The 14,118-nt window shown below is 46.0% G+C and carries 15 protein-coding genes and 1 tRNA gene; 7 read left to right on the forward strand and 9 right to left on the reverse strand.

Annotated features, from left to right (window positions below; translation table 11 throughout):
• Positions 1–61: 61 nt before the first annotated feature.
• Positions 62–135, reverse strand: a tRNA-Pro gene (locus tag ACHZA1_RS15690).
• A 175-nt stretch (positions 136–310) separates the two neighbouring features.
• Here ACHZA1_RS15690 and trxB point away from each other — a divergent pair.
• Complete coding sequence (gene trxB / locus ACHZA1_RS15695) at positions 311–1,258, forward strand: thioredoxin-disulfide reductase (RefSeq protein WP_320052808.1); 948 nt, start codon at positions 311–313, stop codon at positions 1,256–1,258.
• 67 nt (positions 1,259–1,325) lie between these two features.
• On the opposite strand, the gene ACHZA1_RS15700 is transcribed toward trxB, so the two are convergent.
• Both ACHZA1_RS15700 and tmk read right to left on the reverse strand, forming a co-directional pair.
• Positions 1,326–2,549: a BT_3928 family protein gene (locus tag ACHZA1_RS15700; protein WP_320052809.1), complete on the reverse strand. Its 1,224-nt coding sequence runs from the start codon at positions 2,547–2,549 to the stop codon at positions 1,326–1,328.
• Between the two features lie 3 nt (positions 2,550–2,552).
• Complete coding sequence (gene tmk / locus ACHZA1_RS15705; RefSeq protein ID WP_320052810.1) at positions 2,553–3,233, reverse strand: dTMP kinase; 681 nt, start codon at positions 3,231–3,233, stop codon at positions 2,553–2,555.
• A 95-nt stretch (positions 3,234–3,328) separates the two neighbouring features.
• Here tmk and folP point away from each other — a divergent pair, with 95 nt between their 5' ends.
• The 5 genes from folP to ACHZA1_RS15730 all read left to right on the forward strand — a co-directional run bounded on the left by folP (position 3,329) and on the right by ACHZA1_RS15730 (position 7,992).
• Complete coding sequence (gene folP / locus ACHZA1_RS15710) at positions 3,329–4,201, forward strand: dihydropteroate synthase (protein ID WP_320052811.1); 873 nt, start codon at positions 3,329–3,331, stop codon at positions 4,199–4,201.
• Between the two features lie 6 nt (positions 4,202–4,207).
• On the forward strand, positions 4,208–4,987 hold the full coding sequence (cdaA, locus tag ACHZA1_RS15715; protein WP_320052812.1) for a diadenylate cyclase CdaA: 780 nt from the start codon (positions 4,208–4,210) through the stop codon (positions 4,985–4,987).
• A 132-nt stretch (positions 4,988–5,119) separates the two neighbouring features.
• Entirely contained in the window at positions 5,120–5,563 is a 444-nt protein-coding gene (locus ACHZA1_RS15720; protein ID WP_320052813.1) for a hypothetical protein, read from the forward strand.
• Positions 5,564–5,623: 60 nt separating this feature from the next.
• Complete coding sequence (locus tag ACHZA1_RS15725; protein WP_320052814.1) at positions 5,624–6,349, forward strand: pirin family protein; 726 nt, start codon at positions 5,624–5,626, stop codon at positions 6,347–6,349.
• A gap of 1,031 nt (positions 6,350–7,380) precedes the next feature.
• Positions 7,381–7,992: a YqgE/AlgH family protein gene (locus tag ACHZA1_RS15730; RefSeq protein WP_320052815.1), complete on the forward strand. Its 612-nt coding sequence runs from the start codon at positions 7,381–7,383 to the stop codon at positions 7,990–7,992.
• Between the two features lie 53 nt (positions 7,993–8,045).
• Here the strand turns inward: ACHZA1_RS15730 and ACHZA1_RS15735 are convergent, their stop codons facing one another.
• The 4 genes from ACHZA1_RS15735 to ACHZA1_RS15750 are packed head-to-tail and all read right to left on the reverse strand — an operon-like array spanning position 8,046 to position 11,382.
• On the reverse strand, positions 8,046–8,891 hold the full coding sequence (locus ACHZA1_RS15735; RefSeq protein ID WP_320052816.1) for an aminotransferase class IV: 846 nt from the start codon (positions 8,889–8,891) through the stop codon (positions 8,046–8,048).
• 15 nt (positions 8,892–8,906) lie between these two features.
• A complete protein-coding gene (locus ACHZA1_RS15740; RefSeq protein WP_320052817.1) occupies positions 8,907–9,533 on the reverse strand; it encodes a rhomboid family intramembrane serine protease in 627 nt (208 codons plus the stop codon).
• A gap of 12 nt (positions 9,534–9,545) precedes the next feature.
• Positions 9,546–10,610, reverse strand: a complete 1,065-nt coding sequence (gene holA / locus ACHZA1_RS15745) for a DNA polymerase III subunit delta (RefSeq protein ID WP_320052818.1) — start codon at positions 10,608–10,610, stop codon at positions 9,546–9,548.
• 1 nt (position 10,611) lies between these two features.
• On the reverse strand, positions 10,612–11,382 hold the full coding sequence (locus ACHZA1_RS15750; RefSeq protein ID WP_320052819.1) for an AMP nucleosidase: 771 nt from the start codon (positions 11,380–11,382) through the stop codon (positions 10,612–10,614).
• Positions 11,383–11,555: 173 nt separating this feature from the next.
• Between ACHZA1_RS15750 and ACHZA1_RS15755 the strand changes: the two genes are divergently transcribed.
• A complete protein-coding gene (locus ACHZA1_RS15755) occupies positions 11,556–12,005 on the forward strand; it encodes a type I restriction enzyme HsdR N-terminal domain-containing protein (protein WP_320052820.1) in 450 nt (149 codons plus the stop codon).
• Here ACHZA1_RS15755 and ACHZA1_RS15760 read toward each other — a convergent pair.
• Complete coding sequence (locus ACHZA1_RS15760) at positions 12,002–12,562, reverse strand: GNAT family N-acetyltransferase (RefSeq protein WP_320052821.1); 561 nt, start codon at positions 12,560–12,562, stop codon at positions 12,002–12,004. The two genes, ACHZA1_RS15755 and ACHZA1_RS15760, sit on opposite strands and share 4 nt — an antisense overlap.
• 210 nt (positions 12,563–12,772) lie before the next feature.
• Positions 12,773–14,005: a PLP-dependent aminotransferase family protein gene (locus ACHZA1_RS15765; RefSeq protein ID WP_320052822.1), complete on the reverse strand. Its 1,233-nt coding sequence runs from the start codon at positions 14,003–14,005 to the stop codon at positions 12,773–12,775.
• Positions 14,006–14,118: the final 113 nt, after the last annotated feature.

Raw genomic sequence — 14,118 nt, forward strand, 5'->3', positions numbered from 1 at the left:
GTTTAATTGTAAAAAGAAAAGCCACTTACATTATTTAATGTAAGTGGCTGACTTTCAGCGGTCGGGGTGAGACGACTCGAACGTCCGACCTCTCGCCCCCCAGACGAGAACTCTAACCAACTGAGCTACACCCCGTGCTTTTGCGGGTGCAAATGTAGCAATTTTATGTGTGCTTGCAAGTATATGGAGTTCAAAAAATCCTTTTTTTGATTTTTGTCAGTTTTATTGTTGTTTGGTATCATAGGCTTCCTGTTGGGTTAGTTGGTTGGTAAAGGCTATATTTGTCCAAAGTAAAATTCACACCTTAGAAATGAGCGAAACAAATAACGAGCATGTAAAATGCTTAATACTAGGAAGTGGTCCTGCCGGTTATACTGCTGCCATATATGCTGCAAGGGCTAACATGGCGCCCGTAATGTACGAGGGAATGGAGCCAGGAGGGCAGCTAACTACCACAACCGAGGTAGATAATTTTCCAGGTTATCCTCAGGGTATTCCTGGCCCAAAATTAATGGAAGACCTCAGAAACCAAGCCCTTCGCTTCGAGGCTGACATTCGCTTTGGCTATGCAACTTCTGCTGATTTATCGCAGCGACCATTTAAGGTTACCATCGACGAGTCGAAAATTGTGGAGGCTGATACGCTAATTATTGCAACCGGTGCTACCGCAAAATATCTTGGATTGGATTCGGAGCAAAAGTTCCGTGGTCAAGGTGTTTCGGCTTGTGCTACCTGCGATGGATTCTTCTATCGTGGTCAAGATGTTGCCGTGGTTGGTGGTGGCGATACTGCCGCCGAAGAGGCAACTTACCTGGCAACCCTTTGCCGCAAGGTTTACCTCATCGTTCGCAGGCATGAACTTAGAGCATCGAAGGCAATGCAGGAGAAGGTATTCAACACGGCAAACATTGAGGTGCTTTGGGGACATCAAACGAAGGAGGTGCTAGGTGATATGTCGGGTGTTAACGGGGTGTTGCTCGTAAGCGATAAGGGCGAGGAGAAAAGGATTGATGTTACAGGTTTCTTCGTGGCTATTGGTCACCAGCCAAACACCGCATTCCTTAATGGTCAGCTAGAACTCGATGAGGTTGGCTATATTAAGACTGATGGTGGTACTTCAAAGACTAACGTTCCTGGTGTTTTTGCTGCTGGTGATGTTCAAGATCCTCATTATCGTCAGGCAATTACCGCTGCAGGTTCGGGATGTATTGCTGCTCTCGATGCAGAGCGTTATTATAGCATGAATGTAGCGAAGTAGAAGAATCAATTGCCTTTTAAATATAGTAAAAGCCCCTTAGGCAGATTGCTTAAGGGGCTTCCTTTTATTAATTTCTTCTTAGAATAAGCAGCGAAAAACCAAATAGTAGTACAACTCCAATAAGAACGCTGACTAATAGTTGATCTTTTGCATCTTCTAGTGCTAAGAGTTGTTTCCCTGTCGTATTGCCTTTAAAGAATACAGGATCTGGTATGTCGGAGCCGCTCCATATTCCGGTAATTGTACCATCTTGAAGCATCATTAGTCCAGGATTAGTGCGCATAGCCGTCTTTAATGCGGTTTCATCGCTAGCATAAATAGGATATTGTGCGCCAGTCTTCGATCTAAACAATTCTACTCGTTTGCCTGTAGTTGAACTTATGCAAATAAATGGAATATTTCTTCTTTTGCATATGCTGTATATTTCGTTTGCTTTTTTTGCATTCTCAATATTGGCATCGGTTAAGTTGGGCGCAATAAATAGGTAAACTAGTCCCTGCTTTCTTAGGATCTTTTCTGTAATATCCCCATCTGTAGGCGAGAGAATTGAAAAGTCATGGATAGGGGCGACGTACCCTTTTTTTACCAACGTAGTTTTTTGCTCAACAAATGTCCATGTGGTATCCTGCCAAGGGTAGTTTTGCTCGCTAAACTCTTTCTTTACCCCGTTTTTCTGGTAAACCAGCTTAATGTCGTACACATCGGCGGGGGCATTAGGTGGAGTTTGCATTCCTGACCAAATGTTCTGACCAATTTTATAAGGGCGGTAGTTGATAAGAGGAAGGTGTCGTAGGCAATATAGGTTTAGGATTACGGGTGCAATAAGAATCATGGAGAAGGCAACCCACGAAGTGATAATAGAGACTTCCTCTTTGTACTTCTTACGTTGCCAAAATACCATTATGGCAAAAGGCAGAATCACTAAATTCTTGCAGAATGTTTGCCAGTTAGTAAGCTTAAAGGCATCACCAAAGCAGCCGCAGTCAGCAACCTTGTCGGTAAGGGCTAGTACGAGTGTAATAATGGTAAAGAATACCATAAACGCAAGGGATAGCCACGAAACAAACTTTACCTTGATGTTAAGGAAAAGGGCAAGACCAATGAATAGTTCGGCAGCACAAAGGGCGACTGCGAGAATAAGAGCTATATTTTCAGGAATCGCTGCTCCTCCAGCCTTGAAGTAGTCGAATAACTTATAGCTGGTGCCTAGCGGGTCTATAGATTTCACAAAACCCGAAAAGATAAAAAGTGCTCCAAGTAGCAGCCTACAGATGTGGTTAATGACGTACATGGCTTAAATATGATTATTAACAATTTCAATAACTCTTTTACTGATGAACTCTGGCGATAGCATCTGACCCGATTCCGATTCACATTCGACTCTACGGATGTTGCTATCAATCGAGCATTGCCAAAGATACACTTCGCGTACCCTCTCTTGCAACGTTAGGTCGTTTTCATGTATGTCGCTTTTCCCCTGAAGGTAATCTCGATCGTCGCCATCGCGTTGTTCGGTGAGCTTCTTCTTTGTAAAGCTAAACGGAACATCGAGGAAAAGGTTGATGCTTGGTTTGGGAAGTTGGTTGTACTCGAATTCGAGGTTGATAATCCACTCTCTGAGAACGCGTCTTTGTTCTAAATCGTTGATTTTAGCGCATTGGAATGCGATATTCGAGGATATGTACCTGTCGGCGATAACTACAATACCATCGTCGAGCCACTTTTTGATGGTGCCTTTTGCATCGTTTCTGTCGCAGGCGTAAATGAGCGCTACCAGGTAAGGGTCTACAGAATTTACAGCACCGAGGTCGCCCCGTAAAAATTTTGCAATAAGATCGCCAAAAATACTATCGTCGGTTCTTGGGAAATGGAGAAATCGGGTTTGCTTTCCTTGCATTTCGAAGTGCTCTTGCAACATTCTCACTTGGGTAGATTTACCTGCTCCATCTAGTCCTTCAAGTACTATAAAACTCATGTTTTTGCTATTACGTATTTACAATTGTCAATTTTAGTTGAGCTTACCAACTATTGTTAGTAAATTTGCTACTAAAGCAATGCAATTTATAAAAAATGGAGAAGGGAATAAGCTTCTTAGCGCAAAAGAGAACCATTTGTTTGGATGGTAATCTGATAAACCTCAGCACGCCAGTGGTTATGGGGATTGCAAATGTTACTGCCGACTCGTTTTACGCTCCAAGTAGGTTAAGCGGAGCTGATGCGATAGTAGCACGTGCTGAAGAGATTCTATCTCAAGGTGGTGCAATAATCGATATTGGTGGGTATTCGTCGCGCCCTAACGCCATTGATGTGCCTGTTGAGGAAGAGATACGCAGGGTTTGCGATGCCGTTGGCTTGGTAAAAAAGAGATTCCCTCAGTTACCAATATCTGTAGACACTTTTCGCTCGGAGGTAGTAAGCGCTGTTGTGCGCAACTGCGGGGCTATTATTGTTAACGATATTTCGGCGGGCGAGATGGACGATAAGATGTTTAAAACCGTTGCCCATCTAAAAGTGCCTTACATTGCCATGCACATGAAGGGCACACCTAGCAACATGCAGCAGAATCCTAGCTACCACGATATCAGAAACGAAATCTTTCTCTACTTCTCGAAAAAGTTGCAGCAGCTAAGGCTTTTGGGGGTAAACGAGGTGATTATTGATCCTGGTTTTGGCTTTGGAAAAACCATCGACCACAACTACCAAATTCTAAGTATGCTCGACGATTTCAAGATCTTTGGGTTGCCAATACTGGTTGGGTTCTCCCGAAAATCGATGATATATAAGCATCTTAATTCGACTCCCGAAGAATCGCTCAATGGAACATCGGTACTTAATACGGTTGCTTTGCTACGGGGGGCATCTATCCTTAGGGTGCACGACGTAAAGGCGGCTGTTGAAGCCGTCTCGTTAGTCGAAAAAGTAAACTCGTCGAATATAGCCTAGCTTTTCATGTTTAGCTTCATCCATATTACCCTGGTAGATGTTTTTGACATCTTCCTGGTTGCCCTTCTCTTTTATCAAATTTACATGATGATAAGGGGAACGGCTGCAATAAACATTTTTATTGGCATTTTCCTGCTTTACGTCATCTGGCTAGTGGTTAGAGCCCTAAACATGGAGATGCTGAGCACCATTCTCGGACAAATAATAGGAGTGGGAGCTCTTGCTTTGATTATCGTATTTCAGCAGGAGGTGCGAAAGTTCCTGCTCTACATCGGAACAAGGTATCTTTCTAATAAAAGCTTTTCTATCGAGCGCCTTTTCTCGTCGAAAGATGAAAATAAAGCGCTTCTTGTTGGGGTTGATGCCTTGGTTAGGGCTTGCCGCAACATGGCTGATACCAAGACTGGTGCTCTTATTGTGCTTGGGCGCCGTTCTAACCTTCAACTTTACGTGGATACCGGCGATTATATTGATGCTACTATAGATGGTCGTTTGATCGAGACTATCTTCTTTAAAAATACGCCTATGCATGATGGTGCAATGATAATCGTTAACGGGCGTATTGTTGCCGCTCGGTGCGTACTTCCAACCACTGAAAAACTTGAGGTTCCCGCTCATTTTGGCATGCGCCATAGGGCGGCAATGGGAATAACGGAGCATACCGATTCGGTGGTAATTATTGTATCGGAGGAAACTGGAAAGATCTCTATTGCCGAGCATGGCGATATTAAATCGGGTCTATCTGCTATAGAATTAAGGCAAACTCTTGAACATCTTTTTATATAGGTTGGCGAATAACAGGAATCGGCATGTTTTTTGTCGAGGTCTCTTTACCCTGCAAGCGGTTGGATGTGAATAAATGCTTTGTTTAAATGGAATTGATGCCTATATTGCTGCGGGATTATCACTTTTTAAGCTATGAAAAAACTACTGGCAATTTTCGGTATCCTGCTTGTGTCAACGGGAGCCATTTACGCTCAGAATGGGTTGAGCGTTAGTTACGACACCTTTAAGTCGTGGATGAAGCATTCGCTGGTAAATGGGTTCAACTTTGTAGAGTCTGATCAGGAAAATGGTGATTATACGGCATCCTTTATGCAGCTCAACAAGATGGTTGGGGTGCGGATGCTACCTGCGGCAAAGTTCGAAACCTATAAGACGACCAAAGGATACGATGGCTCTAAGCCCTACGACTATAAGGATGCTAAGCTGGTTTACGTTGGTGGACCATCATCTTCAATGCTTTTTATTCTGTCGTCGAAGGTAAATGCTACGGTTGTTGTTGCAACGTCGTACTTTAAGTGTGATAAGAACTCCCTCGAAAAGATAGCGGTTGAACTGGGGCTTGGCTCCAAGTTTTAGCGCGGGTTGTATTTTTTATCAACCAAATTGGCCATTGGCTGTTCTTAAAAGAAAAAGCCAATGGCCAATTTTATATACTTTGCAGCCAACGAGCGAGGCCACGCCAACCAGGGGTGGCTCGACACCTACCATTCTTTTAGCTTTGCCAGCTATTACAACCCCGACAGGATGGGCTTTGGGGCGCTCCGCGTGCTTAACGACGATACCATTCAGCCTTCGATGGGGTTTGGCATGCACTCGCACCTGAACATGGAGATTGTCACCATTCCGCTGTCGGGCACGCTCGAGCATCGCGATAGCTTGGGGCATGCGCAGCTCATCGGGGCCAACGAGGTTCAGGTGATGAGCGCCGGGACGGGCATCTTTCATAGCGAGTATAACGCGAGCGCCGACGAGCCAGTAGCCATCCTTCAGCTTTGGATACATCCGCGGGCGAACGATCTGGAGCCAAGGTACGGCATTCAGGAGTTCGATCCAGCCCAGCGGCAGGGCCGCCTCCAGCAGATCGCTGGCCCCGACAGGAAGGCGTTGAGGACTTGGGTTAACCAGGATGCGTGGCTCTACCTGCTCGATTTAGCCGAGGGAGGCTCGCTGGTGTACCAGCTGTGTAGGCCCCGAAAAAGCGGCGTTTTTCTCTTCCTTATCGAGGGGAAGGCCGATGCTGGCGGTGTGACGCTGGAGAGGAGGGATGCCGTTGGTGTTAGCGCAGTGGAGGAGGTGGAGCTGCGCGCACATCGGGATTCGAAGCTGCTGGTGGTGGAAATTCCCATGAATGGGGCCCACTAGTCCCCGCGTCCTGCGGGTTTCAGCGCTTGTTCTCCGTCAACGTTCGTATCGGTGGGTTTGGGGATTCTCCATAGCTGAAGCTCGCTGCTGTTTCTTTCTCTTCCATGGTCTGCAAAGCTATCGTTATCTTCTTGCAGACACAGTTCCGTGAATAATCCCTTTACCTACCCTAGACAACTCCTTCCATGCCACAGATAGCATCTCCGACAGCATAGGAAATTCTTACCAGAGCACGGGTAACTCCTTTTCCTGCATAGAAAACTCTTTCCATGGCATAGAAGACTCCTCCGACGGCACGGATAGTTCCTCTATTGGCACGGAAAACTCCTCCCTTGGTACAGATAACTCCTCCGATGGCACGGCAAACTCTTTCTATGGCATTGGAAACTCTTTTCTTGGCACGGGAGGCTCCTCTGATGGCACAGATAACTCCTCTCTTGGCACGAGAAGCTCCTCTCTTGGCACGAAAGGCTCCTCCCTTGGCACCGAAAGTTCCTTCGATGGCACGAAAAACTCTTTCTGCCGCATCAGCAACAGCTTTCAGAGCTCGGGAATGTGCAGCTATCGGAGAAAAGAAGCTGGTGCTTGGCTAGACAAGGATATGGCTCTACCAAATTCTGGGGATACAGCCCTTCTTTCTTCCGAAATTTCGATTTAAATCCAATTTCGTTACTACAACGAGACGTATGCAATGCGTTTCTACCCCAGCGACGCTGATTGTGGCTGGTAGAGGCGCGATGCTCGCGTCTTGGAACAAGTTTATGAATGGATTTCACCCCAATGGTTGTCCACAAAACCTATAATCAACGATGGGTAAATCCTAAAAGCGAACGAGCAATGAATCGATGAAGTGTTGGGCCTCGGAGGTGGTTGGTCTTGGTTGGGTGCCCAAACGTATCGTCGATTAGCCCCAAGTATCCATCATCCCCCAGAAGACGGTCATCGGCTTGTCGTTACCGCAGATGCTGCTGTTGGTACATACTCTTTCGTATAAATTTGCGCACGTTGGTGTAAAAGATGCTACCTTTGTAGTGGCTAACGAATTGACTATGACCAGCAGCGACTACAACTTTTTAGAAGAGGAATTTAAGAACCGTCAGGTAAAATCGGGCAGCGTGCTTATCTCGGAGCCATTCTTGCACGACGATAACTTTAGCCGCACGGTTATCCTTATCAACGAGCACAACGAAAAAGGCTCGTTCGGCCTCATCCTTAACCGACCGCTGGGTAAAAATCTTTCGGATGTTGTTGAGGGTTTTGGTGAGGTGCCAATCCCCCTATACTCTGGAGGGCCTGTCGATCTCGACACCCTTCACGTGATCCACACCATCGGGCCGCAGGTTCCGGGTTCGGTTCTGATTAGCGAAAAGCTGTTCTGGGGTGGAGATATTGAGTACCTACGAACGCTTGCCGCAAACGGAAACCTCGATCCTCAAGCGGTAAAGTTCTTTATTGGCTACTCGGGGTGGATGTCCAACCAGTTGGATGCCGAAATTAAGGTTAAGTCGTGGGTCGTTACCACCCTTACGCCCGAAGAGATCTTCAACCTGCCCCCCGAGGATATGTGGAGATCCTGCCTCGAAAGCTTGGGCGGAAAGTTTAAGGAGTGGCTCAACTTCCCGGTTGATCCTATTCTCAACTAGCGCAAGTATAGAGTGGGAATCGGCGATTTCGCCAAGTATCCCCTGCCGATGGCTCAAAACAGGAGCTTCTCGAGCTGCTGCTGCAGGCTTCGGTACTGGGTGCTGTAGAATCGGCGGTTGCCAATTCCCACAATATTGCGGATGCCCGAAACGGCATTGGTGGCAAATGCCTCCTCAAACTCCGCAAAATCTTTCTGGGTGATGGGCCTAATCTCGACATGATACCCCGCCTTCGGTGCCAGCTGGTGTACGATAAAGTTCCGCATCACCCCGGCAACGCAACCCTCCTGCAGCGGAGGCGTAACCAGCGTATCCTCCCTTATCCCAAAGATGTTAGACGACGACAGCTCCACAAAGCGCCCGTGCTGGTTTACGATGATGCTGTCATGAAGCCGATTTAGCTTTGCGTACCGGGCCGCCATCACATACAGCAGCGCGTTGCCCGTCTTAAACGGCGAAAGCTCTCCCGCACACTTTATCTGATTAGGGAATATGTCCACAATCATGCTGGGGAGCTTATGCGAAAGGCGATCGAAGTCGAGCGTCGATGCTTGTACGAGGTAGCTCACCGAGTTGTTGGTGGGGAGGTACAGCCCGCCCGGGTTCCGAAACACGGTCAGCCGTACGCGGGTGCTTTTAAACTGCTTATTCCGGTTCAGCAGCCGTGTTATGCTTGCCGAAATAGATGCCGAAGTAAACGATGCGGGCTGCTCGTAGCCCAGCACCTCCATGCCCTGCAGCAGCCGGTCGAAGTGAAGCTTAAAGAGGGGGATTTGCGTCGAGTAGGCGTGCATGCTCTCGAAGAGCGAGTCGCCGAAGTAGAAGGCCCTGTTGTTGCTGGGCAGCAAAAAATCTTGCTCCTTTATAAATTCGCCATTAAAGCAAAGGAAGTGGTCCATCCGTCCTGCCAAAATTTATTTGTTGAACGATACGAGCTGGTTGAAGAAGTGCAGCGCCAAGCTGGGGTCAATCAGAATGGGGTAAATAAACCCGAACACCGCGCCGTAAAAGTGCGCATCGTGGTTAATGTTGTCGCCCCCTTTCCTGCTCATGTACTGCGAGTAGAACAGGTAGGCCGCACCAAATAGGATGCCAGGTATAGGGATAATCCCAAAAAAGTAGAGCGGTTGCCAAGGCTCAAAAAATATAGTGGCAAACACCACTGCCGATACGGCCCCCGATGCCCCTACCGACGAATAGTAGTAGCTATTCTTATTCTTGACGATGGAACTTAGTGAGGAGATAACGATTCCTCCAAGGTATATCGTCAGGAAATGCTGGGTGGGCGACGCTATGTATTCTCCGTAGTACAGCTGGTCGAACCAGCTCTGAAGCCCCATTCCAAACGACCATAGCACGAACATGTTCACCAAAAGGTGTGTCCAGTCGGCATGCAGAAAGCCATGTGTAAGGATGCGGTAGTACTCCTTCTTGTGCATCACCTTGTAGGGAGAGAGCAGTAACTTCTCGAATAGTTGAGTGTTGTTGAAAGCCATAATGGATATGGCGCAGGTCACGGCTATTATTATTAGGGTTATCATGGGAATGTGTGTCTAGTGCATTATTTTAAAGATAAGCTCCTTCAGGAGGTCGTCGTCGCCGAGGGTTACGTTGCCAATACCCTTGCTTTTCAGGTCGTACTCCCTCATATACTCAATAGCCTTAACCGATTGCCCTGGGCTATAGCGCTTGGCCGCATCTTCGTAATCCCGCAAGATGTAGGAAGAGCTAATGCCTGTTGTTGACAATTTCTCCGCCTCCGACGGCGCTTTACCGCTTTGCTTCTTGCTGTTGAATATGAGCATTTGCAGCTTTAGTATCTTGGCAAAGTAGGTGTATAGCTGGCCAATAGTTACAACAAACGGGTGATCTTTGGGCGATTGCGCAAAGTAGTCGGCTATTTTGTACGACTTTGCAAAATCGCGTTTCCCCATCGCGTTGCAGAGTTCAAATACGTTGTACTCCTTGCTTACACCCACATTTCGTTCTATGTCGTCAACCGTTATCTGCTTGCGATCGGCAGGGAGTACGGTTTTAAGTTTCTCTATTTCGTGGCTAATCTTGCTGAGGTCGTTCCCCAGAAAGTCGGTTAGGAGGATAGCCGCCTTATCGTTGATGGTTATGCCCTTCGATTTGGCCTCAAGGTTTATCCATTCGGGAATTTCGTTGTCGTAGAAGGTATAGGTTTCAAACACTTCAGCATGCTTGGCAGCCTCCTTGTAGGCAACCGAGCGCTTATCCATCGTTTTTCCCTTCATGCAGATCACCAAAATGGTCGATTTAAGGGGAGACCTAAAGTAAACCTCCATTTGGTTGATGTTCGCTAAGTCTTGCGCCTCACGGATAACGATAACCTGGTAGTCCGACATCATCGGAAAGCGGCGGCAAGCCGTAATGGCAGCGTCAACCTTTGTGTCTTTGCCATACAGCAATGTAAGGTTAAACGCTTTCTCCGATTCCGATAGAACATCGTTCGCCAGCGCGGTGGCAATCTTATCAATAAACAAAGGTTCGTCGCCCATCAGCAGGTATATGGGCTTAAACTTTCGACTTTTTATGTCCGATAAGATGCGCTGGTAGTCTGCAATGATATCTTTTGCCTTTGGTTTCTTTGCCATTTTAGAATCTTAAGTGCTTAACCGATTTGCCGTCGTTGATTAGTTCCCTTAGCGATTCAATTCCAATACTTACATGCTCGTTTACATATTTGTCGGTAACCAAAAGGTCGCTCTGCTTGGTTTTAATTCCACTCGAAATCATTGGTTGGTCGGATACCAGCAGTAGCGCTCCGGTCGAAATCTCGTTGGCAAATCCTACGGTAAAGATAGTAGCTGTTTCCATATCTATTGCCATAGCTCGTGTTTTTGCGAGGTACTCCTTAAAGTCCTCATCGTGCTCCCATACGCGTCGGTTGGTTGTATACACGGTTCCTGTCCAGTAGTCCTTCTGGTGATTGCGGATGATGGAAGAGACCGATCGTTGAAGGTTAAATGCTGGAAGGGCTGGGATTTCGGGTGGCATGTACGAGTCCGATGTTCCTTCGTTTCTAATGGCTGCGATAGGAAGAATGAAGTCGCCTAGTGCATTTTTCTTTTTAAGCCCCCCACATTTTCCAAGGAAGAGAACGGCTTGAGGATGAATGGCACTCAGCAAGTCCATGATTAGTGCCGCATTGGGGCTTCCCATTCCAAAGTTGATGATGGTAATACCTTCTGCAGTTGCGGTGAGCATATTTGCAGTGGGATCAACAATCTGCGTATTCATCATTTCGCAGAAAATGCGCACGTATCGATTAAAGTTGGTAAGAAGTATGTATTTCCCAAAATCCTCGTTCCTTTGTCCTGTATAGCGTTCGAGCCAGTCGCTTACAATTTCATGTTTGGTAATCATTGTTATTTAAATTAGGGTGGATATTGCATTTAAATGGGCAATGGAGCCACATACAACAAAGATGCGGATACCGAAAACCTATTCAGCACGTTAAAATACAAATAGTTTTTTGTTAATAAACATTGACAAACTAATAAGTCTGATTTATCTTGCACAAAATAAAGGATTATACCATGGAAGTGTTAAATCTGCCAACCTGTGACATTAAGGTTCGTCGTAATGGCGTAAAGAAGGAAATATTCGATCCAGTACGTAAACGGTTTGTGGCGCTAACTCCTGAGGAGTGGGTCCGGCAGCATTTCGTACAGTTCTTGATGAACGAACGTCATGTGCCTGCAATGCTAATTGGCGTCGAGGTTTCTCTCAAGTATAATGGTCTTTCAAAGCGAAGCGATATTGTTGTATTCGACCGCATGGGACAACCTTCTTTGGCTGTAGAGTGTAAGGCTAGCCATGTAAAAATAGACCAGAAGGTTTTCGACCAGCTTGCTCGTTACAATATGGTTCTAAATGTTAGCTATTTGGTTGTTACAAACGGGTTGGCGCATTACTGCTGTCAGATAGACAAAGAGAATGGAACCTATACGTTTATGCCGGATATCCCTCCTTTTGAGATGCTTTAGCACTTCGAAATCAATGCCAGTGGGTTGATCTTTTGCAGAGCATATTCTCCTAGCCAACCGCTCTTGGTTCTGATCCAATCTTTTTTTAGTCCTACTATTTCGAATTCCTGATTCGTAAACAACTTCATGCTTGGCTCGTTGTTGCTTGCGATGTTGCAGTAAAGCTGATGTAGATGCAGGTACTCAAATGCGTATGCAGTTAGAAGTTTTAGTGCTTCAGTAGCGTAACCTTTGCCTCTATTCTCGGTGTTATGAATCAGGATACCCACGCCAGCTCGCTGGTGGAATGGGTCATAATCGAAAAGATCGATAATTCCTACAGGGTAGTTCATGAGCGATGATTGATCCTTTGCTTCAACCATGAGGCGGAGCTGTTTGGTCTGGAATAGGTCAAGCTTATAGTTCTCGATATACTTTATGAGTGAGTGCTTCGAAAAGGGAGCGAGGGTATTGCTTACTCGCCAAATCTCCATATTGTTTTCCCATGCGTAGAGGAGATCGACATCCGATAACTCTGGTGCGCGGAGTTTTACTATTTCATTTTCAAGTTTAATCATGGCTGCTGGGGTGCTTGCTGTAGTGAATGATTGCTATCGTCAAATATAAACAATCGGACGGATAGTTTTTCAGCCTCCCATTGCTTTGTTAATTGTGTTCGTATCGGTTAGGTTATAGCCAATAAAAAAAGGGAGGGCTGCGCCTGCAGGCTCCCTTTTCGATTTGTGTGTAGTAGATTATAATAATGATAAAATGTCCGAAAATGTGGTTTAGAAAGTCGGTGTGGTCTTTTTTGCGTTTATCTCTACGCTGATTGCTTTGGCAAGACGTTTGATGCCTTCCTCATTCTTCTCGATATTCATAAACGAGAAGTTAAGTCGCATAGTATTTTTACCTTCGCCGTTGCAGTAGAAGGCAGAGCCTGGAACGTAGGCAACTTTTTGCTCGATGGCTGTTTGGAAGAATTCGGTAGCATCGATGTATTCGGGAAGGGTTAGGAATATGAAAAGCCCACCTTCAGGAGTTGTCCATGTAACATCTTTAGGCATATATTCCTGTAAGCATTTAATAAAGTGCTCCTGCTTTTGCTTATATGCGCTAATAACTACGGCAATGTTTTTATCGAGATATCCTTTCTCCATAAAGCGGGCAGATATTCGCTGAACGAAAGCAGGTGTACATAGGTCGGTTGCTTGTTTAGCAACTACAAACTTGTCGATGATTTCTTCATCTGCTACAACCCAACCAATGCGGAAGCCGGGTACGAATACCTTCGAGAAGGTTCCTAACTGAATAACCCTTCCTGATTTGTCAAGTTCCAGCATCGACTTTTGAGGTACACCAGCAAAGCGCACTTCGCGGTAGGGGGCATCCTCGAGGATAATAATGTTATACTTCTCTGCGATGGCTAGTATCTCCACCCTTCGCCATTCGGGCATTGAAATGCCTGTTGGGTTTTGGAAGTCGGGGATGGTATAGATGAATTTTGGATGAATCCCCTTCTCTTGGAGTTCGATTATTTTTGCCTCTAATAGGTCGCTACGCATTCCGTGTTCGTCAAGGCAAACACCTTCGATATTGGCTCCATATGATACAAAGGCGCTTAATGCCCCAAGGTACGATGGTAGTCCGCAAATTACGGTATCGTTAGGGTTAACGAATATCTTTGCGGTGAGGTCGAGCCCTTGTTGCGAAGCCGTTGTAATAATTAAATTTTTCTCCTGAATGTTGACTCCTTGCTTTTGATAGCGCTCAACGAGTAGCTTGCGAAGAAGTGCATCACCCTCGGTTGTACCGTACTGTAGCGCCAGCGTTGCTTCGTTTTGCAAAACCGCAGCTGTTACTTCAGACAACTCTGCAATAGGAAACAAGGTGGGGTCAGGTAGTCCCCCTGCAAAAGATATGATTTCAGGGCGTTGGGTTAACTTGAGTATCTCCCTTATCGCCGAGCGCTTCATTCCTTTTATATTGTGAGAAAAGAAGCTTTCTAGTTCGTTTACCATAATTGCTGTATTTTGAACTTCAACAAGCGGTGTTCGCTTACTCATTTAAACGATATCGGCTGTAAAAGTGTTATTGTATAACTTAATCTGGGCACAATATTAAAAAATGTAAT

The organism is uncultured Acetobacteroides sp. (assembly GCF_963667355.2).
In the GTDB taxonomy this organism is placed as follows: Bacteria; Bacteroidota; Bacteroidia; order Bacteroidales; family ZOR0009; genus Acetobacteroides.

What these genes read in the sequence shown, in the direction of transcription:
- trxB (WP_320052808.1), top strand. Translation starts at nt 311, where the DNA reads ATGAGCGAAACAAATAACGAGCATGTAAAATGCTTAATACTAGGAAGT.
- ACHZA1_RS15700 (WP_320052809.1), bottom strand. Translation starts at nt 2,549, where the DNA reads ATGTACGTCATTAACCACATCTGTAGGCTGCTACTTGGAGCACTTTTT.
- tmk (WP_320052810.1), bottom strand. Translation starts at nt 3,233, where the DNA reads ATGAGTTTTATAGTACTTGAAGGACTAGATGGAGCAGGTAAATCTACC.
- folP (WP_320052811.1), top strand. Translation starts at nt 3,329, where the DNA reads ATGGAGAAGGGAATAAGCTTCTTAGCGCAAAAGAGAACCATTTGTTTG.
- cdaA (WP_320052812.1), top strand. Translation starts at nt 4,208, where the DNA reads ATGTTTAGCTTCATCCATATTACCCTGGTAGATGTTTTTGACATCTTC.
- ACHZA1_RS15720 (WP_320052813.1), top strand. Translation starts at nt 5,120, where the DNA reads ATGAAAAAACTACTGGCAATTTTCGGTATCCTGCTTGTGTCAACGGGA.
- ACHZA1_RS15725 (WP_320052814.1), top strand. Translation starts at nt 5,624, where the DNA reads ATGGCCAATTTTATATACTTTGCAGCCAACGAGCGAGGCCACGCCAAC.
- ACHZA1_RS15735 (WP_320052816.1), bottom strand. Translation starts at nt 8,891, where the DNA reads ATGGACCACTTCCTTTGCTTTAATGGCGAATTTATAAAGGAGCAAGAT.
- ACHZA1_RS15740 (WP_320052817.1), bottom strand. Translation starts at nt 9,533, where the DNA reads ATGATAACCCTAATAATAATAGCCGTGACCTGCGCCATATCCATTATG.
- holA (WP_320052818.1), bottom strand. Translation starts at nt 10,610, where the DNA reads ATGGCAAAGAAACCAAAGGCAAAAGATATCATTGCAGACTACCAGCGC.
- ACHZA1_RS15750 (WP_320052819.1), bottom strand. Translation starts at nt 11,382, where the DNA reads ATGATTACCAAACATGAAATTGTAAGCGACTGGCTCGAACGCTATACA.
- ACHZA1_RS15755 (WP_320052820.1), top strand. Translation starts at nt 11,556, where the DNA reads ATGGAAGTGTTAAATCTGCCAACCTGTGACATTAAGGTTCGTCGTAAT.
- ACHZA1_RS15760 (WP_320052821.1), bottom strand. Translation starts at nt 12,562, where the DNA reads ATGATTAAACTTGAAAATGAAATAGTAAAACTCCGCGCACCAGAGTTA.
- ACHZA1_RS15765 (WP_320052822.1), bottom strand. Translation starts at nt 14,005, where the DNA reads ATGGTAAACGAACTAGAAAGCTTCTTTTCTCACAATATAAAAGGAATG.